The sequence below is a fragment of the Streptomyces caelestis genome (assembly GCF_014205255.1).
GTDB lineage: Bacteria > Actinomycetota > Actinomycetes > Streptomycetales > Streptomycetaceae > Streptomyces > Streptomyces caelestis.
Genome location: NZ_JACHNE010000001.1, coordinates 2,078,032 through 2,095,349, shown reverse-complemented (window position 1 = coordinate 2,095,349; position 17,318 = coordinate 2,078,032). Strand labels below are relative to the sequence as shown.

Below are 17,318 nucleotides of genomic sequence, written 5' to 3'. Positions count from 1 at the left end.
TTACGCAACGGAAAGCGAGCACTACGACAGCCATGGCTGAGGCTCAGAACATTCCGGTGGGTTCCACCACCACCGGCTCGATCGCGGTGGCGGCCGAGTCAACCGTCGCCACCCGCATGAGCGCGCCCCCCTCCTTCGACGTCGCGGACTTCCCCGTTCCGCACGGCCGTGAGGAGGAGTGGCGGTTCACCCCGCTGGAGCGCCTGCGCGGGCTGCACGACGGCACCGCCGTGGCCGACGGCAACGGCGTGAAGGTCGACGTGCAGGCCCCCGAGGGCGTCACCGTCGAGACCGTCGGGCGCGACGACGCGCGGCTCGGCAAGGCGGGCACCCCGGTGGACCGCGTCGCCGCCCAGGCCTACTCGGCCTTCGAGAAGGCCTCGGTCGTGACCGTCCCGAAGGACACCGTCCTCACCGAGCCGATCCGCATCGCGGTGCACGGCGAGGGCGGCACCGCCTTCGGCCACCAGGTGATCGAGCTGGGCGCCTTCGCCGAGGCCGTCGTGGTCATCGACCACACCGGTGACGCGGTGCTCGCCGCCAACGTCGACTACCTCCTGGGCGACGGCGCCAAGCTGACGGTCGTCTCCGTCCAGGACTGGGACGACAAGGCCGTCCACGTCGCCCAGCACAACGCCCTCGTCGGCCGCGACGCCTCCTTCAAGTCGGTCGTCGTCACCTTCGGCGGCGACGTCGTCCGGCTGCACCCGCGCGTCAGCTACGCCGGCCCCGGCGGCGAGGCCGAGCTGTTCGGCCTGTACCTCACCGACCAGGGCCAGCACCAGGAGCACCGCCTCCTGGTCGACCACAACGTCCCGCACTGCAAGTCGAACGCCGTCTACAAGGGCGCGCTCCAGGGCGACGGCGCGCACGCGGTGTGGATCGGCGACGTGCTCATCGAGGCCGCCGCCGAGGGCACGGACACGTACGAGATGAACCGCAACCTGGTCCTCACGGACGGGGCGCGCGTGGACTCCGTACCGAACCTCGAGATCGAGACCGGCGAGATCGTCGGCGCCGGCCACGCCTCGGCCACCGGCCGCTTCGACGACGAGCAGCTCTTCTACCTCATGGCCCGCGGCATCCCGGAGCACGAGGCCCGCCGGCTGGTGGTCCGCGGCTTCTTCGCCGAGCTGGTCCAGCAGATCGGCCTCCCGGACATCGAGGAGCGCCTGATCGCCAAGATCGAGGAGGAGCTGGAGGCGGCGGTCGCATGACCTTCGTACGCGCCTGCGGACTGGGCGAGCTGGAGGAGGACACCCCGAAGCGGGTGGAACTCGACGGCACGCCCGTGTCCATCGTGCAGACCGAGGGCGAGGTGTTCGCGATCCACGACATCTGCTCGCACGCGAACGTCTCCCTGTCGGAGGGCGAGGTCGACGACTGCCACATCGAGTGCTGGCTGCACGGCTCGCGCTTCGACCTCCGCTCCGGCAAGCCCGACGCCCTTCCCGCGACGCGCCCCGTCCCCGTATACCCCGTAAAGATCGAAGGGGACGACGTGCTCGTCTCCCTCACCCAGGAGTCCTGAGGCACCCATGGCTACGCTTGAAATCCGAGACCTGCACGTCACCGTCGAGGTCGAGAACGGCACGAAGGAAATCCTCAAGGGTGTCGACCTCACCGTGAAGCAGGGCGAGACGCACGCCATCATGGGCCCCAACGGCTCGGGCAAGTCGACCCTCGCCTACTCCCTCGCGGGACACCCGAAGTACACCATCACCGGCGGCACCGTCACCCTCGACGGCGAGGACGTCCTGGAGATGTCCGTCGACGAGCGTGCCCGCGCCGGTCTGTTCCTCGCGATGCAGTACCCGGTCGAGGTCCCCGGTGTCTCCGTGTCGAACTTCCTGCGCACCTCCGCGACCGCCATCCGCGGCGAGGCCCCCAAGTTGCGCACCTGGGTGAAGGAGGTCAAGGAGGCCATGCAGCGCCTCAACATCGACCCGTCCTTCGCCGAGCGCAACGTCAACGAGGGCTTCTCCGGCGGTGAGAAGAAGCGCCACGAGATCCTCCAGCTGGAGCTCCTCAAGCCGAAGATCGCGGTCCTCGACGAGACCGACTCCGGCCTGGACGTCGACGCCCTGCGCATCGTGTCGGAGGGTGTGAACCGCGTCCGCGACACGGGCGAGGTCGGCACCCTGCTGATCACCCACTACACGCGCATCCTCCGCTACATCAAGCCCGACCACGTGCACGTCTTCTCCGGCGGCCGGATCGTCGAGTCCGGCGGCGCCGAGCTCGCCGACAAGTTGGAGGAAGAGGGCTACGAGGCATACACGAAGGGTGGCGCATCCGCGTGACACAGCTGCCGGGCCTCCTCACTGAGTCGAATCTTCTTGGCGAGGCGCTCCGCAAGGACTTCCCCATCCTGGACCGCCAGGTCCACGACGGTAAGAAGCTCGTGTACCTGGACAACGCGGCGACGAGCCAGAAACCGCGTCAGGTGCTGGACGCCCTCAGCGAGTACTACGAGCGCTACAACGCCAACGTCCACCGTGGCGTGCACGTCCTCGCCGAGGAGGCCACGGCGCTGTACGAGGGCGCGCGCGACAAGGTCGCGGAGTTCATCAACGCGCCGTCGCGGGACGAGGTGATCTTCACCAAGAACGCCTCGGAGTCGCTCAACCTCGTGGCGAACATGCTGGGCTGGGCCGACGAGCCCTACCGCGTGGACTCCGAGACCGAGATCGTCATCACGGAGATGGAGCACCACTCCAACATCGTCCCGTGGCAGCTGCTCGCGCAGCGCACGGGCGCGAAGCTGAAGTGGTTCGGCCTCACCGACGACGGCCGCCTGGACCTGTCCAACATCGACGAGGTCATCACGGAGAAGACGAAGATCGTCTCCTTCGTGCTGGTCTCCAACATCCTGGGCACCCAGAACCCGGTCGAGGCGATCGTGCGCCGCGCCCAGGAGGTCGGTGCGCTGGTCTGCATCGACGCCTCGCAGGCCGCGCCGCACATGCCGCTGGACGTGCAGGCCCTCCAGGCCGACTTCGTGGCCTTCACGGGCCACAAGATGTGCGGCCCGACGGGTATCGGCGTCCTGTGGGGCCGCCAGGAGCTCCTCGAGGACCTGCCTCCGTTCCTCGGCGGCGGCGAGATGATCGAGACGGTCTCGATGCACTCCTCGACCTACGCCCCGGCGCCCCACAAGTTCGAGGCGGGCACGCCCCCGGTCGCGCAGGCGGTGGGCCTGGGTGCGGCGATCGACTATCTCAACTCGATCGGCATGGACAAGATCCTCGCCCACGAGCACGCGCTCACCGAGTACGCCGTGAAGCGGCTGCTGGAGGTCCCGGATCTGCGCATCATCGGCCCGACCACGGCCGAGGAGCGCGGGGCGGCGATCTCCTTCACCCTCGGCGACATCCACCCGCACGACGTGGGCCAGGTCCTCGACGAGCAGGGCATCGCGGTCCGGGTCGGTCACCACTGCGCGCGGCCGGTCTGCCTGCGGTACGGAATTCCTGCGACCACGCGAGCGTCGTTCTATCTGTACTCCACGCCGGCCGAGATCGACGCACTGGTCGACGGCCTGGAGCACGTACGGAACTTCTTCGGCTGAGGGGCGTGCTAGACGGTGAAACTGGACTCCATGTACCAGGAAGTCATCCTGGACCACTACAAGAACCCGCACGGACGGGGCTTGCGGGATGGCGACGCCGAGGTGCACCACGTCAACCCGACGTGCGGTGACGAGATCACCCTGCGCGTGAAGTACGACGGAACGAAGATCGAGGACGTTTCGTACGAGGGCCAGGGCTGCTCGATCAGCCAGGCCTCGGCCTCCGTACTGAACGAACTCCTCGTCGGCAAGGAGTTCTCCGACGCGCGGAAGATCCAGGAGACCTTCCTGGAGCTGATGCAGTCCAAGGGGAAGCTCGTGCCCGACGACGCGATGGAGGACATCCTGGAGGACGCGGTTGCGTTCGCCGGGGTGTCCAAGTACCCGGCCCGGGTCAAGTGCGCCCTGCTGAGCTGGATGGCCTGGAAGGACGCGACGGCCCAGGTGCTGGGCGGCGCCGACGCCGAGAAGGAGACGACGGCATGAGCGAGACCGTGGAGATGAAGCCGGCCTCGGAGGAAGAACTCCGTGAGGCCCTGATGGACGTCGTCGACCCCGAGCTGGGCATCGACGTCGTCAACCTCGGTCTGATCTACGGCATTCACGTCGACGACGCGAACATCGCGACCGTCGACATGACCCTGACCTCGGCGGCCTGCCCGCTGACGGACGTCATCGAGGACCAGGCGAAGTCCGCCACGGACGGCCTCGTCAACGAGTTGCGCATCAACTGGGTCTGGATGCCGCCGTGGGGCCCCGACAAGATCACGGACGATGGGCGGGAGCAGCTTCGGGCGCTCGGGTTCAACGTCTGAGATCCGCTGACTGACGAAGGGGCGGCACCCTCCCGGGGGTGCCGCCCCTTCGCATGGTCAGTCCAGCCCGGCGACCAGCCGGAACTCCGAGTCCGCGCGGTACAGGCCGTCGTGCTGGTACGGCTCGAGGCGGAGCTGGAAGTCGCGGTGGCGCAGGAAGCGGCCCGGGTAGTTCACGGACTCCAGCATGACCGCGCCCGAGGAGGCCGCGGGGCGGGGGCAGAAGGTGGCGTCCTTGCGGAACAGGGCCGAGCCGTCGTCGACGTCCTTGACCAGGACGAAGCTGCGGTGGCGGAGGTAGCGGCCGTCCGCCGTGGTGAAGGAGTAGCAGGAGGAGTCGGCGAGGCCGGAGACGCGCTCGAAAGTGGCGTCCTCGCGCTGCTCGGGGCCGGAGCCGATCTGGTCCAGGCGGACGTAGCCGTCACGGACACGCCAGTAGCGCTCGGGGTAGTTGACCGAGCGTATGGACATCCCGTGCGAGGCCGGAGGCTTCGGGGGCTTCGACGTGACGTGGGACGGCGAGGGCTTGGGGGCCTTCTTCTGCGGCTCCGGACCCGGGCCGGCGCTGGTGGGCGCGCTCGTGCTGGGCGTGGGAGTGGGGGACGGGCGGCCGCCGTCCGCGCCCGGGGATTCGCCGGTGCTCTTGGACGGAGTCGCGAAGGAGATCAGACCGCCCGGGGCCGAGCTGCCGAGGGTGGTCGGCTCCGCCGCCTCGGGGGCCGGCTCGCCGGACTCGTTCTCCAGCACGGTGATGGCCGTGACGCACGCGGTGATCGTGGCCAGGGCGAGTGCGCCCGCCAGCCAGAGCCGTCGGGTTCCCGGTGCCCGGCTGGTGTCCGGGGCCCAGCCGCTCTCCCACGGGCGGTCCAGTGGGGGCCGGGACTTGTCTTTCGGCATGCTCTGTTTCCTCCGGCGGGCTCCCTTGACGGCGGTGCAGTTGTGGTCGCCCGGTGTGTGATCGGTGACACCGTAGTGGACCCGTGGGGCCCCTGAGGGGCGTTTGTTGAAAGCGATATCTCTCCTGTCGTTGTGTACGGGTGTACAGGTGTTGTGTACGCTCGTACATATGGGTTATCTGCTGCTGGCCGCGGCCATCGCCGCCGAGGTGGGCGCGACCACCGCCATGAAGTACAGCGACGGCTTCAGCCGGCTCGCGCCCTCGCTGCTCACACTCCTCGGCTACCTCGTCTCCTTCGCACTGCTCGCGCAGACGCTGAAGACCGTCTCCGTCGGAACGGCCTACGCGATCTGGGCCGGTGCCGGCACCGCCGCCATCGCCACGATCGGGATCGCCTTCCTGGGAGAAGGGATGACCGCCGCCAAGGCCGCCGGGATCGGGCTGATCATCGTCGGAGTAGTGGTGCTGAACCTGGGAGGTTCCCACTGATGGCCCGGCGCTACGACCCCGAGCGGCGGCAGCGGATCATCGACGCGGCGATCCGGGTCGTCGGGGCGAAGGGCATCGCCGGCCTGAGCCACCGCACCGCCGCCGCCGAGGCCGATGTGCCGCTCGGCTCGACGACGTACCACTTCAAGACCCTCGACGAACTCCTGGTCGCCGCGCTGCGGCAGGCCAACGAGGGCTTCGCCAAGGTCGTCGCCGGGCGCGGCGGGCTGGATGATCCCTGCACCGATCTGGCGGCTGCACTGGCCGCGTGGATGGGGGAGTGGCTGGCGGGTGACCGCACGGGTGTCGAGCTGGAGTACGAGCTCTACCTCGCCGCCCTGCGCCGGCCCGCCCTGCGGCCCGTCGCCGCCGAGTGGGCCGAGGGGGTCGCCGAGCTGCTGTCCCGGCGTACGGATCCGGTGACCGCGCGGGCCCTGGTGGCGGTCGTCGACGGCATCTGTCTTCAGGTGCTGCTGGCCGGGGTGCCGTATGACGAGGCGTATGCCCGGGAGGTGCTGGGGCGGGTCGTCGCGGGGGCGGGAAGGTGACACCGGCGGCGGGGCGTCCGTCGGGCTGCGAGTGACACCGACGGCGATGCGTTCCGTCGGGCTGCGAGTGACACCGACGGCGGGGCCGACGGGAGGCATCGCCGGCCATCAGTGAGACGTACCGCCCGGCACGTGAGACGCCCCCGCACCGGTTCGCATCGACCGCCGTCCGCCGGTTAGGTTGCCCTCATGACCGACACGACTGCTCCTCGCCCCACCGGCGCCGTGGCCGCCGGCCTCGCCACGATCGCCGCCGACGGCACCGTCCTCGACACCTGGTTCCCCGCGCCCGAACTGGCCACCGAGCCCGGCCCGTCCGGCACCGAACGGCTGTCCGCCGAGCGTGCCGCGGAGCTGCTCGGCGGCGGTGCGACCGCGGCGATCGGCCCGGACGCCCGCCGGGGCGTCGAGGTGGTCGCGGTCCGCACGGTCATCGCCTCGCTCGACGAGAAGCCGATCGACGCGCACGACACCTATCTGCGCCTGCACCTGCTCTCCCACCGCCTGGTCAGGCCGCACGGCCAGAGCCTGGACGGCATCTTCGGCTTCCTCGCCAACGTTGCCTGGACCTCGCTCGGCCCGGTCGCCGTCGACGACCTCGAGAAGGTCCGGCTGAACGCCCGCGCCGAGGGCCTGCACCTCCAGGTGACCTCCGTCGACAAGTTCCCGCGGATGACCGACTACGTGGCCCCCAAGGGCGTCCGCATCGCCGACGCCGACCGAGTCCGCCTCGGCGCGCACCTCGCCGAGGGCACCACCGTCATGCACGAGGGCTTCGTCAACTTCAACGCCGGCACGCTCGGCACGTCGATGGTCGAGGGCCGCATCTCCGCAGGCGTCGTGATCGGCGACGGCTCGGACATCGGCGGCGGCGCCTCCACCATGGGCACGCTGTCCGGCGGCGGCAACGTCATCATCTCCATCGGCGAGCGCTGCCTGATCGGCGCCGAGGCGGGCGTCGGCATCGCCCTCGGCGACGAGTGCGTCGTCGAGGCCGGCCTCTACGTCACCGCCGGCACCCGCGTCACCATGCCCGACGGCCAGATCGTGAAGGCCCGCGAGCTCTCCGGCGCCTCCAACATCCTCTTCCGTCGCAACTCGGTCACCGGCACCGTCGAGGCCCGGCCGAACAACGCGGTGTGGGGCGGGCTGAACGAGATCCTGCACAGCCACAACTGATCATCGGCGGCCCTGACCTGCGGCCGCCCAAACGAACAGCGTTCTGACCTCCTGCTGAGCTGTCGGCAGCTGTCGGCGTTGGTCATCGTTGAGCGCCCTTCCACGGCCCGAGGACGGCCCGGGAGGGCGCTCGCGTGTCGCCGTCGCCTGCTCCCATCAAGTCACCACCGGTGCGGAGAAGTTCCGCGCGGATGCCCTGGCCGCGAAGGTGCCGAAGCGGGCCTGGCAAGCTGTCGGCAGGGGCCGGCGCCAAGGGACACCGCTTCTACGACTGGGCGGTCATCGACCTGGCCGGCCCCCGCCCCGGCAGCCCTCAGATGCTGATCCGCCGCAGCCGCGGCACCGGCGAACTCGCCTACTACAGCTGCTTCTCACACCAGCCGGTTCCGCTGACCGAGCTGGTGCGGGTCGCCGGATCCAGATGGCGCGTGGAAGAGACCTTCCAGACCGAGAAGGGGCTGGCGGGACTCGATGAGCACCAGGTCCGCCGCTTCCCCTCGTGGAGCCGCTGGGTCATCCTCGCCATGCTCGCCCACGCTTTCCTCGCCGTCGTCCGTGCCGACGAACACACCCGCCGTCCCGGGCCGACTGATCTGGTCCCGCGGTCCTGCAACGAGATCCAGTGCCTGTTCACGCTCATCGTCCGGCCGGTCCACGACACAGCCCACCGGCTCGGCTGGTCCGACTGGCGCCGCCGCCATCAAGCCCGCTCCCGCACCAGCCATTACCGGCGACGAGCCGCATCCCAGACATGAAGATCACGATCTACAGCTGGAGTACTGAGGAGGCTGTCCTGAGGTTGTGTAGGTGGGGTCGGCCGCGCAGCAGGACGCGAACAACGGGCACTCGATGACGCCGTGCCTAGTGCCGCCTCCTCTCTGTCTCGCTTTCAAGCGGCCATTCGAGCATCCACTGCAGCCAACGAATGTTCGACAGAGTTCCGGCTTTCCCCGACCAAAAAGTGGTAGCAAGTGTGAGGCAACAGCCTGTCACGGCAGGCCATGTATCGTTGGCCAGCAAACTTCCTGCGACGCCGGTGACGGCGCTTGCCGCGGCGGCCGCCCGATGCACGCCTTGCACTCCCCGAATATGAGCAGGAAGCTTCAAATGCATAGCTAATTCCCTTAGTGCCTCCCGTCCCACTGAGCCGGGCTGTGTCATTTCAATCATTCCGGATTCGCGTACATAATTCCGAGATTCATGGATCGCGCTTGTGAACCAATCCTGTCCCCGAGCGAGGGCGGCGTCGATCAAGTATGGCCCCAAGGAGAACGGGAACGTTTTTCTTTCGTTCTCGATAGGGGTCCTCGTCGGCCGCAGGTAAGAAAAAGGCTGTAGGCTACTCGAGTTGGAGCAGGACGAGGGCTGCGGCGGCGATCTTCGTGATGCGGCTGGGGTCGAGGCTGACCCTGCGCAGGGCCTTGAAGGTGGTCTTGAGCAAGGAGTTGGCGCGCTCGCAGACTCCGTGGATGCCGCGGACGACCTTGTTGTCGGTCTGCTGGGCTTCGGTCAGCTCACCTTCGGCGGGCTTTTTGACGGGGTGGTGGAAGCCGTCGCCGACGTTCTCGTAGCCGAGGTCGACGAGGGTCGACATGTCCAGCTCGCCGCCTGGATCAGAGGCAACTGGGGCATCGAGAACCTCCTGTACCACGTCGTGACCGCACCTTCCGCGAGGACGACTCCAAGGTCCGCACCCTGGCCTGCCTGCGCAACCTCGCCGTCAGCCTCTTCCGCCAGAACGGCGAGACCAACATCGCAGCCGCCCCTCCGCCACGCCAGCCGCGACTACCACCGCCCGCTGTCAGCCCTCGGCCTCACATGATCAACCCGGAAAGATCACGATCACGTAATGCTCCTGGCTGTTGGGCTGACTTTTGTCAAAGTTTAATGCTAGCGTGACCGCCTCATTGCGAATCTAATCCATATGAAGGTACGTGCAGATGAAGCGCATAGCCACGGTCGCCGCTGCCGCAGCGGCAGCGTTCACCCTCTTTACCTCTCAGGCTTCCGCCATTGACTGGGAGCATGATGTAGCTATCGCGACTACCACGTCCTCGCCTGGGCCTTGGCAAGTTGAGGGCAACATATTCGTATCTGGATTGTTCGCCTCGAACGGTGACTGGTTCAAGGTGAATGACTTGGAGGCGGATGGGGAATCGGTTTTTATCATGTGGGAATTGAGGAACGACAGTGGCGTCCTCGTGCGGGGCGGTAAGGTCTGGATGACGAAGGGGAAGGGCGAAGGGCGTTACCAGAACAAGAACTTCACCGAGGGATACAACCTGAAGTGGCGGGCATGCGCTGGGGAATACGGCTCAACCTGGTACGACGCGTTCACCTGCACTCAGTACGCCTACACGGAGGTCTGAACACCGGGTCTACACGGGACTGAAGCCTTTCCCAGTAGTGGATGGTGACGTTGTGTGATCCTTCAGATGGTTCGGTCGTACTCGAGTTGGAGCAGGACGAGGGCTGCGGCGGCGCGTGCGTCCGAGGCTGAACAGCTCCAGCCGGTGGTGAGCCGTACCGGCTTCGTCGCCATCGCCCCTCCCGCGACCGGCACCCGGCACCTGGCGACCGACCAGCGTCGCCGAACATACCCGCGGCGTGGGGGGCCCGGGCCGTGTGTCATCGGCTCTCCGAATGGGCCCCGTACGAGTTACCCGGCGTGACCTCATGGTGGTTTTTGCAGATGAACGGGTGGGCGCAGAGTCCGACGAACGGGCGGACGCCGTGTCCGATCAGAAGCCGAACCGACGAAACGAGGACCGGGGCATGAGGAACGAGCGGGGGCGGGCCGTGGCGCGCTGTCTGGCCGGGGCGGTCACGGCGCTGGTGGTGTGCTGGCTTCCGGCGGGGGCCGCGCACGCCGACGAGACCAACACGGGCTCGCACAACGGGCACCGGGTGGGGCTGATCAACGTCAACGTCGGCCAGGTCGACGACCCGGCGGAGGACGTGCTGGAGCACACGCTGCTGTTCGGCGACGGGTACGCCTGGAACTGAGCCGGCACAGCCACGGGCCGGGGCCCGTACCGCACACCCTTGCGGTACGGGCCCCGGCCTGTTTCAGAACGCGCTGATCAAGGCGGAGGGCCGCCGGCACCGGATCGTCGAACCGGAGGCGTACGTCCGGCAGACCCTCTTCCGGCAGCAGGTCAGCCGCTGGCGGCGGGCCGGGGGTCACTCCTTGGTCAGGCAGCGGTGGTCAGGGTGTTGTAGAGCGACAGGAGTTTGTCGGTCGTCTTGGCGTCGGCGGGCCGCAGGGGAGTGCGGACCGAGCCCGCGGGGAGGTCCAGGGCGGTGAGGAGCGCCTTCGTCGTCACCGTGCCCGGGAGGCCTGCCGACATCGTCGCCTCGATGAGGGGGGTGGCCTGCTGCTGGAGGCGGGCCGCCCGAGTCGTGTCGCCCGCGTCGAACGCGTCCAGCACGGCTCGCAGCCGGTCCGGGATCACGTTCGACACCGTGCTGACGTAACCGGCGCCGCCCACCGCGTACAGGGCGAGGTTGTGCTCGTCGCAGCCCGCGTAGTACGCCAGGTCCGTGCGGGCCAGCACCTTCTGGGCGGCCAGGAAGTCGTAGGAGCAGTCCTTGACCGCGACGATCCTGGGGTGTGCGGAGAGGCGGAGGATCGTCTCCGGTTCGACGCGGATGCCGGTGCGGTTCGGGATGTCGTAGAGCATGAGCGGGAGCTCACTGGCGTCGGCGATCTCGCGGAAGTGCGCCTCGATCGCGTCCTGCGGGGGCCTGCTGTAGTAAGGGGCCACCACTAACAGGCCGTCCGCGCCGGCCTTTTCGGCCTCCCGGGCCAGGTCGAGGGTGTGGCGGGTGTCGGGCGTGCCGATGCCCGCGATGATCAACGCCCGGTCGGCCACGGCCTCGCGGACGGCTGCGATGAGGGCCGACTTCTCGGCGTCCGTGGTGGTCGGTGACTCGCCCGTCGTGCCGGACAGGACCAGGCCGTCGCAGCCCTGTGCCACCAGGTGGGCGGCGAGGCGTTGGGCGCCGTCGAGGTCCAGTGACCCGGACGTCGTGAAGGGGGTGATCATGGCGCACAGGGTGCGGCCGAAGGGGGTCGTCGGAGTCGTCATGTGAGTAGTGTCGGCATCATGACTCTGTAGCTCTAGTTAATTCTTCTACCTGACATTGATAAGGGATGCTGAGAGCTCGATGAGAGGCCGGGTGGGGCGGGGTAGCAGGGGGTGGGCCGGGTACTCGGGGGTTCCTACGTCGAGAGGAGGCGGAACACCGTGACGGGGACCATCGAGCATCGGGCCGTGCACGAGGAGCACCACTCCGTGGGCGAGCTCGTCTCGCAGGCCGCGGAGCAGGCCTCCCGGCTCGTGCGGCAGGAAGTGGCACTCGCGAAGGAAGAGCTGGCCGAGAAGGGGCGGCGTGCGGGGCGTGGCGGTGGGCTGCTCGGTGCGGCGGGTGCCGTCGCCTACGCCGGGCTGCTGGTGCTGGCCGGGGCGGGGGTCGCCGCCCTCTCACTGGTGCTGCCCGTCTGGGCCTCGGCGCTCATCGTGACGGGTGTGCTGTTCGTGATCGCGGCCGTGCTGGCCGCTGCCGGCCGGGGGCAGTTGCGCCGGGCCACGCCTCCCACGCCTGAGGCGGCGCTCGGCAGCGTCAGGGCCGACGTGGAGGAAATCAAGGAAAGGGCGCATCGATGACGGACGCGAAAGGCGGGGCCAAGGGGCCCGATGAGCTGCGGCAGCAGATCGAGCGGACCCGTGGTGAACTCGGGAACACGGTCGAGGAGCTGGCCGGGAAAGCGGATGTGAAGGGGCGTGCGCGGGCGCGGGCTGCCGATCTGCGGGACAAGGCCGGGGCGATGACGGTGCAGTTGCGGAGCAGCGCCGCGCAGGCCGGGCATGTGGTGCACGACAAGGCGACGCATGCGGGGCCTCGGCCGGTGCGCGGTGCCGTCCAGGCCGGGGTGCGGCATCCGGGCCCGGTGCTGATCGCCGGGGCGGCTGCGGGGGTTGCGGTGGTGGCTGTCGAGGTGTTGCGGCGGCGGCAGCATGTGCATCACTGGCCTCGCGGCATCGCTGGCATCGCTGAGCGGGGTGGAGGTGCGGGTCGTTTGCGCCTGCGCGGTGGTCGTAGGTCGGGGCCGCGCCGAGGGGTGTCCGTCCTCGGAACGGCGCGATGGGCTCGGACACCCATGCACGCGCGTTGACGCGCCAACCGCTGCGGGCGGGACACCCCCCGACACGTTCCCCTTCCGTGAGCCGGCGGCTGCGGGCGCGTCGCGGCTGAGCTGCCGCAGGCCGGCTGCCGCGTGCCGCCGTGGCCGGCCTTGCCGCGGGTGCGGGCGCGTGGTGGTCTGCTCAGCCGCCGGAGGCCGCCGCTTCGGGCAGTCGTGCCGCCGGGCCCTGCGACACCCTTCGCTTGACCTCAAGCTTGGTCGAGGTTGAAAGGTGGGGTGCGCAGGCAACCGGCGCATACGACTGGAGTGTTCAATGAGCCGAACCGAGCAGCACCCCGACCTCACCGACCCCCGGATCGGTGCTCCCTTCTTCAGTACCTGGCGGGTCGGTACCCCCGAGCGGCAGCGGCAGACCGTGGAGGCCATCGGGCGGACCTGGGAGCGGCGGCCGTGGCCCACCGGTGATCTGCTGGGGTACCACGTCTACGTCGGGCACGACGGCTCCACGCTGATGCACTACTCGCAGTGGAGCAGCGAGCAGGCGTACGAGGCCTTCGTCAAAGTTCATCGGCAGGAGCGGGTCGACGAGATCGACACCGCCGTGCCGGGGATCGAGCGGGTGGGGCTCGGGCGCTACCGGCGGTACCGCAGCCTGGAGCGGGCTGCCGGGGACGTGCGGGTGCCCGGTCTGATCGTCGCCGTGCGGATCGACTTCGAGGAAGGGGCCCGGGAGCGGCGGGAGGAGTGGGTCGATCTCGTGCTCAAGGCCGCCGGAGACGATCCTGAAGGGGACGCCGGGCTGATCTCCGCTCATTTCCATCTGAGTACCGATGGCGGGCACGTGCTGAACTACGCCGAGTGGGAGAGCGACCAGACCTATGACGAGGCCTTGACGGCGTCCGAGACCGACACGTGGGAGCGGGTGCGGACGTACCCGGGAGTGCAGGGGACGAGCGGGAGCCGGTACCGGCATGCCCTGGGGCTCGTGCCCGGGTGAGCGCGGTGCCGTGGTGCCGGCTGGACGTCTGGGCCCAGCCGGCCCCTGGCCCGGCAGGTTACGGGCGGAAGCGCAGGACCTGCGGGTCGTGGTCGCTGATCTGGTCGTTGAACTCCGCGTTGACGTGCACGCTGTCGTACTCGAAGTCGCAGTCGCGGCGGATCGACGGGCTGATCAGGATCTGGTCGAGGACCTGGCTGTTGCCCTGGTAGACGTACGAGTAACGCTCGCTGCGGGGCAGCGACTTGATCGCCGACCAGAGTTCGCCCCGGCCTTCGAGGATGCTGGTGGTGCGGGAGAACTCGAAGTCGTTGATGTCGCCCAGGGCGATGACGTCCGCGTTCTTCTGGGTGTCGAGGATGTCCTTGACGAAGGCGTTCACCAGCGTGGCCTGCTGGTGGCGCTGGGTCTCGGAGCCGCGGGCCGGCGGTTGGTACTGGGAGGTCAGGCCCTGGTCGCCGCCCTTGGAGTTGAAGTGGTTGGCGATCACGAAGACCGTTCGGCCGCGGAAGACGAACTCGCCGGCCAGCGGCTTGCGGCTGTTCTTCCAGGCCTCGTCGGCGGGGGCGATCCGTCCGGGGCTGAACGTCAGGTGCGCCTTGCCGCGGATCTTCGTCACGCCGGTCGCCGTCGTGGCGTCGCCGCCCGCGCGGTCCGTGAAGGAGACCCGCTCCGGGTTGAACAGGAACGCCTGGCGGATGTTGCCACCGGGCTCACCGCCGTCGGTGCCGTCGGCCGGGTCGATCGAGCGCCAGTCGTACGTCGGGCCGCCGGCCGCGACGATCGCGTCGATCAGCTTGGTCATGGTCTGGTCGGTGGCGACCGTACCGTCGTTCGTCGCGCCGTTGTTGTCCTGGATCTCCTCCAGGGACACGATGTCCGGCGACTTCAGGTTGTTCACGATCGCGGACGCGTGCTCGGCGAAGGTGGCGTCGGTCGGGTCGAGGTTCTCGACGTTGTAGGTGGCCACCGCGAGTTCCGAGGAGCGCTGCTTGCTCGTCGTCTCGCGCTTCAGGCCCGCCGGCTTGAGCGTGCCGAGTTCGCTCGCGACCAGGGTGTAGCCGCCGAACTGGTTGTAGTCCAGCGGGCCCGCCGTCGCGCCGGCGAGGGTGTCGCCGACGTTCGCCTTCGGGAAGTCGGCCGTCGAGCCGAGGGACTGGATCTGGAGGCGGCCGGTGTTCTGGGCGTCGTAGGAGCCGTAGACCGTGCCGCCGTGGCGGTTGCGGTTCTCGTGCGGCTTCACCGTCACCCAGAGTTCGGTGTACGGGTCGGTGGCGCCCACGACACGGGTGTCGGTGACGCGGACGGTCATGCCCTCCAGTGCCTCGTAGTGGTCCAGGGCGTACTTCGAGGGCTTGAGGGGGAGGGCGTTGACCGAGCCGTTCGCCGTGGTGTCACCGGCCGGTGCGTAGGCGGCGGGGACCGACCTCGTGTCGATCGTCGTGGCGGCGGGGAGCGCGTTGCCGCTGGAGACGACCGTGGTCGTCGGCTTGGTGATCTCCGTCAGCGACTGGTTGCCGGAGGCGGTGCCGCCGGGGACGTACTCCGAGACCGTGCCGCTGACCGTGACGGAGTCACCGACGGCGACCCCCTTCGGTGCCGAGCCGGTGAAGACGAAGACGCCCTCGCTGGTCGCCGGGTCGGCGTCCGGGTTCGGGTCCTGGATCCAGAAGCCGCGGGACTGGCCGTAGGTGCGGATGCCGGTGACGATGCCGGTCACGTCCGTGACCTGCCTGCCGGCGTACGGGGACATCCGGGTGCTGCCCTGGATGTCGTGGATGCGGACCGAGTCGGCGTGGGCCGGGGTGGTGAGGACGATCGTGGATGCCGCGGAGCACACGGCGGCGACGGTGAGCGCGGCGAGGCGCGCGGACGACTTGCTCGGCAACGGGAATCCCTCCGGGGACGTGACAGGGCGCCGGGACGAGGGTGGTGCGTGGACTGTCTGCCGCTCCCTCTGGGGCGGGCGGTGTGACGCGCGTAGAGAGCGGTGGACGGGCGGGCCTGGCAGGGCGGGCCCGGTGAACAAGTGTCCGCCGACTTCTACGCGCGTCAATCTCCAGCCTGCTCAGGTCACTTGTCAAGGTTTCGGCCATGTACAGCTCCTGACGGGGACATGAAGTAGGCGGCATAGGTGTAAATCCGTCTAGGCTGAGCGGCTGAGTCGTATGAGGCGCCCTAGGAGAAACAGCCGATGTCAGACAGCTCCCCCCTGCCGCCGGTGCGGCTGCACCCCGAAGCGGAGCTGGCGCGCGACGCACTGTCCACGCCGGTGCTGTCCCGAGCCGCCCGGCTGGCCCGCTGGGCCGGGCCGGAGACCCGGGTCGACGCCGGGGGCGGGCTCGTCGACGAGCAGCTGCCCGCGGCCGCCGAGGTGCTCGGACTGAGCGGGGACGACGCCGCCGCCGACGCCAGCGAGGCATGGCGGGTGGCCCTGGACACCGGGCTCGTCGAGATCGTCGACGAGGAGGAGGGCACCGTCACGGCGGGCGAGGACCTGGCGGTGCTCACCGGCGGCTCGCCGCAGGACGTGCTCGCGGTGTGGCTCGCGGCCCTGGAGACGGTGCTCGCCGACGCGAGCGTGCCCGACCTCGACGGGCTCGTGGCCGAGGACGGCGAGGTCGACCTCTCCGCCCTCGACTGGGACCCGGAGGCCGAGGCGGAGTTCCTCGACGGCGTGCTCGGCAACCTCTATCTGCTGACCGCCGGCGAGGACACACCCGCCGCGGCTCCGGTGCCGCTGCCCGCACTGGCCGCCTCGGTGATCGTGCCCAGCGACATGGACGAGCCGACCAACGACGTCCTGGAGCAGGTGTCCGACGCGATGATGCGGCTGGACGACCAGTTCCGGATGCTGGAGCCGGTGGGGCTCGTGGCGTACCAGCCCGTGGACGAGGCCCTCATGGCCGATGCCGACGAGGAGCCCGCGGCGCCCGTCGACGACACCGACGTCTCCCGGTACGGCATGGTCCGGCTCACCCCGCTCGGGGTGTACGGCCTGCGTGCCCGGCTGCTGGAGGCCGGATTCGAGGCACCGGCCGTCGGAGACCTCGCGGACAAGGGAGCCGACGCGCTGCTCGACGGCACGGCCGCGTTCCCGCCGGGGGCGGCACAGGCCGAGACCGAGCAGTGGCTGGAGCGCCGGGAATCGCTCGACGCGGCGCGGGAGTTGCTGGCGGCGGCGCGGGGTTCGGATGCCGGGGCGCCGCTGCGGCGGTTGCGGTGTCAGCAGGCGTTGTCCCTGGTGGGGGCCGCGGCCGAGCCGGCGCTGCGGGAAGTCCTCGACGATGCCGAGTTGGGCGGTCTCGCCCGGGTCTGGCTCACCGAGCACGGCGCGGCGGACGTGCCTGCGCCGTCGGAAGCGATGGTGTACTGGCTGACCATCGACACGGTGGCCGCGCAGCTGGCTGCCGAAGGGAACTCCGAGGAGTTGCGGGCGTTGGTCGAGGGGCTTGCGCAGCAGCACGGTGGGTTCTTTGAGGCTGTGTGGCGGGTTGACCATCCCGCTACGGCTGATGTGCTGGAGGCGATGGGGCGGTTGCATCCGGACAAGAAGGTCGCCAAGGAAGCGCGGAAGGCGGCCTTTAAGGCGCGGTCCCAACAGGGCGGTTGATCCTGCCTGGCGGGCGCGGGTTCGTCGTGGCTTGTCGCGCAGTTCCCCGCGCCCCTGGG

The 17,318-nt window shown here is 69.3% G+C and carries 18 protein-coding genes and 3 pseudogenes; 17 read left to right on the top strand and 4 right to left on the bottom strand.

Annotated features, from left to right (window positions below; genetic code table 11):
* Positions 1–32: 32 nt before the first annotated feature.
* Genes sufD through HDA41_RS09455 form a run of 6 tightly spaced genes read left to right on the top strand, consistent with a single transcriptional unit; the run spans position 33 to position 4,386 of the window.
* Complete coding sequence (gene sufD, locus HDA41_RS09480; RefSeq protein WP_184982475.1) at positions 33–1,217, top strand: Fe-S cluster assembly protein SufD; 1,185 nt, start codon at positions 33–35, stop codon at positions 1,215–1,217.
* Positions 1,214–1,531 (top strand): non-heme iron oxygenase ferredoxin subunit, encoded by a 318-nt coding sequence (locus HDA41_RS09475; protein WP_020273986.1) that lies wholly within the window; start codon positions 1,214–1,216, stop codon positions 1,529–1,531. The genes sufD and HDA41_RS09475 overlap by 4 nt, the downstream gene beginning before the upstream one ends.
* A 7-nt stretch (positions 1,532–1,538) precedes the next feature.
* Complete coding sequence (gene sufC / locus HDA41_RS09470; protein WP_184982473.1) at positions 1,539–2,303, top strand: Fe-S cluster assembly ATPase SufC; 765 nt, start codon at positions 1,539–1,541, stop codon at positions 2,301–2,303.
* Entirely contained in the window at positions 2,300–3,571 is a 1,272-nt protein-coding gene (locus HDA41_RS09465) for a cysteine desulfurase (RefSeq protein WP_184982472.1), read from the top strand. The genes sufC and HDA41_RS09465 overlap by 4 nt, the downstream gene beginning before the upstream one ends.
* Before the next feature lie 15 nt (positions 3,572–3,586).
* On the top strand, positions 3,587–4,057 hold the full coding sequence (gene sufU, locus HDA41_RS09460; RefSeq protein WP_010039747.1) for a Fe-S cluster assembly sulfur transfer protein SufU: 471 nt from the start codon (positions 3,587–3,589) through the stop codon (positions 4,055–4,057).
* On the top strand, positions 4,054–4,386 hold the full coding sequence (locus HDA41_RS09455; protein ID WP_009187969.1) for a metal-sulfur cluster assembly factor: 333 nt from the start codon (positions 4,054–4,056) through the stop codon (positions 4,384–4,386). The genes sufU and HDA41_RS09455 overlap by 4 nt, the downstream gene beginning before the upstream one ends.
* Before the next feature lie 57 nt (positions 4,387–4,443).
* Here HDA41_RS09455 and HDA41_RS09450 read toward each other — a convergent pair whose 3' ends face one another.
* The gene (locus tag HDA41_RS09450; protein ID WP_184982470.1) at positions 4,444–5,283 is read right to left on the bottom strand and encodes an AbfB domain-containing protein; all 840 of its coding nucleotides are present in this window, start codon (positions 5,281–5,283) and stop codon (positions 4,444–4,446) included.
* A gap of 169 nt (positions 5,284–5,452) precedes the next feature.
* Between HDA41_RS09450 and HDA41_RS09445 the strand changes: the two genes are divergently transcribed.
* The 4 genes and pseudogenes from HDA41_RS09445 to HDA41_RS09430 form a co-directional block, all read left to right on the top strand.
* Positions 5,453–5,773: a DMT family transporter gene (locus HDA41_RS09445; RefSeq protein WP_184982468.1), complete on the top strand. Its 321-nt coding sequence runs from the start codon at positions 5,453–5,455 to the stop codon at positions 5,771–5,773.
* Complete coding sequence (locus HDA41_RS09440; RefSeq protein ID WP_184982466.1) at positions 5,773–6,321, top strand: TetR/AcrR family transcriptional regulator; 549 nt, start codon at positions 5,773–5,775, stop codon at positions 6,319–6,321. The genes HDA41_RS09445 and HDA41_RS09440 overlap by 1 nt, the downstream gene beginning before the upstream one ends.
* Before the next feature lie 189 nt (positions 6,322–6,510).
* Entirely contained in the window at positions 6,511–7,500 is a 990-nt protein-coding gene (gene dapD, locus HDA41_RS09435; RefSeq protein WP_184982464.1) for a 2,3,4,5-tetrahydropyridine-2,6-dicarboxylate N-succinyltransferase, read from the top strand.
* A 136-nt stretch (positions 7,501–7,636) separates the two neighbouring features.
* Positions 7,637–8,255 (top strand): annotated as a pseudogene (locus tag HDA41_RS09430) (transposase family protein); the annotation flags it as partial.
* A 584-nt stretch (positions 8,256–8,839) separates the two neighbouring features.
* On the opposite strand, the pseudogene HDA41_RS09425 reads toward HDA41_RS09430, so the two are convergent.
* Positions 8,840–9,100, bottom strand: a pseudogene (locus HDA41_RS09425) (transposase family protein); the annotation flags it as partial.
* 340 nt (positions 9,101–9,440) lie between these two features.
* Between HDA41_RS09425 and HDA41_RS09420 the strand changes: the two are divergent.
* From HDA41_RS09420 to HDA41_RS41125, 3 genes and pseudogenes are all read left to right on the top strand, one after another.
* On the top strand, positions 9,441–9,869 hold the full coding sequence (locus HDA41_RS09420) for a hypothetical protein (protein WP_184982462.1): 429 nt from the start codon (positions 9,441–9,443) through the stop codon (positions 9,867–9,869).
* Positions 9,870–10,275: 406 nt separating this feature from the next.
* Positions 10,276–10,506 (top strand): hypothetical protein, encoded by a 231-nt coding sequence (locus HDA41_RS09415; protein ID WP_184982460.1) that lies wholly within the window; start codon positions 10,276–10,278, stop codon positions 10,504–10,506.
* A 49-nt stretch (positions 10,507–10,555) separates the two neighbouring features.
* Positions 10,556–10,672 (top strand): annotated as a pseudogene (locus HDA41_RS41125) (SigE family RNA polymerase sigma factor); the annotation flags it as partial.
* A gap of 22 nt (positions 10,673–10,694) precedes the next feature.
* Here HDA41_RS41125 and dapA read toward each other — a convergent pair.
* Positions 10,695–11,591, bottom strand: coding sequence for a 4-hydroxy-tetrahydrodipicolinate synthase (gene dapA, locus HDA41_RS09410; RefSeq protein ID WP_184982458.1), 897 nt, complete (start codon positions 11,589–11,591; stop codon positions 10,695–10,697).
* A gap of 159 nt (positions 11,592–11,750) precedes the next feature.
* Between dapA and HDA41_RS09405 the strand changes: the two genes are divergently transcribed.
* The 3 genes from HDA41_RS09405 (at position 11,751) to HDA41_RS09395 (ending at position 13,646) form a co-directional block, all read left to right on the top strand.
* A complete protein-coding gene (locus tag HDA41_RS09405) occupies positions 11,751–12,170 on the top strand; it encodes a phage holin family protein (RefSeq protein WP_184982456.1) in 420 nt (139 codons plus the stop codon).
* A complete protein-coding gene (locus HDA41_RS09400; protein ID WP_376706772.1) occupies positions 12,167–12,679 on the top strand; it encodes a DUF3618 domain-containing protein in 513 nt (170 codons plus the stop codon). Before HDA41_RS09405 ends, HDA41_RS09400 begins: the two co-directional genes overlap by 4 nt.
* 283 nt (positions 12,680–12,962) lie before the next feature.
* Entirely contained in the window at positions 12,963–13,646 is a 684-nt protein-coding gene (locus HDA41_RS09395) for an antibiotic biosynthesis monooxygenase (RefSeq protein WP_184982454.1), read from the top strand.
* Between the two features lie 58 nt (positions 13,647–13,704).
* Here the strand turns inward: HDA41_RS09395 and HDA41_RS09390 are convergent, their stop codons facing one another.
* A complete protein-coding gene (locus tag HDA41_RS09390) occupies positions 13,705–15,534 on the bottom strand; it encodes a DUF8508 domain-containing protein (protein WP_184982452.1) in 1,830 nt (609 codons plus the stop codon).
* A 306-nt stretch (positions 15,535–15,840) separates the two neighbouring features.
* Between HDA41_RS09390 and HDA41_RS09385 the strand changes: the two genes are divergently transcribed.
* Positions 15,841–17,259: a hypothetical protein gene (locus HDA41_RS09385; RefSeq protein ID WP_184982449.1), complete on the top strand. Its 1,419-nt coding sequence runs from the start codon at positions 15,841–15,843 to the stop codon at positions 17,257–17,259.
* Positions 17,260–17,318 lie beyond the last annotated feature (59 nt).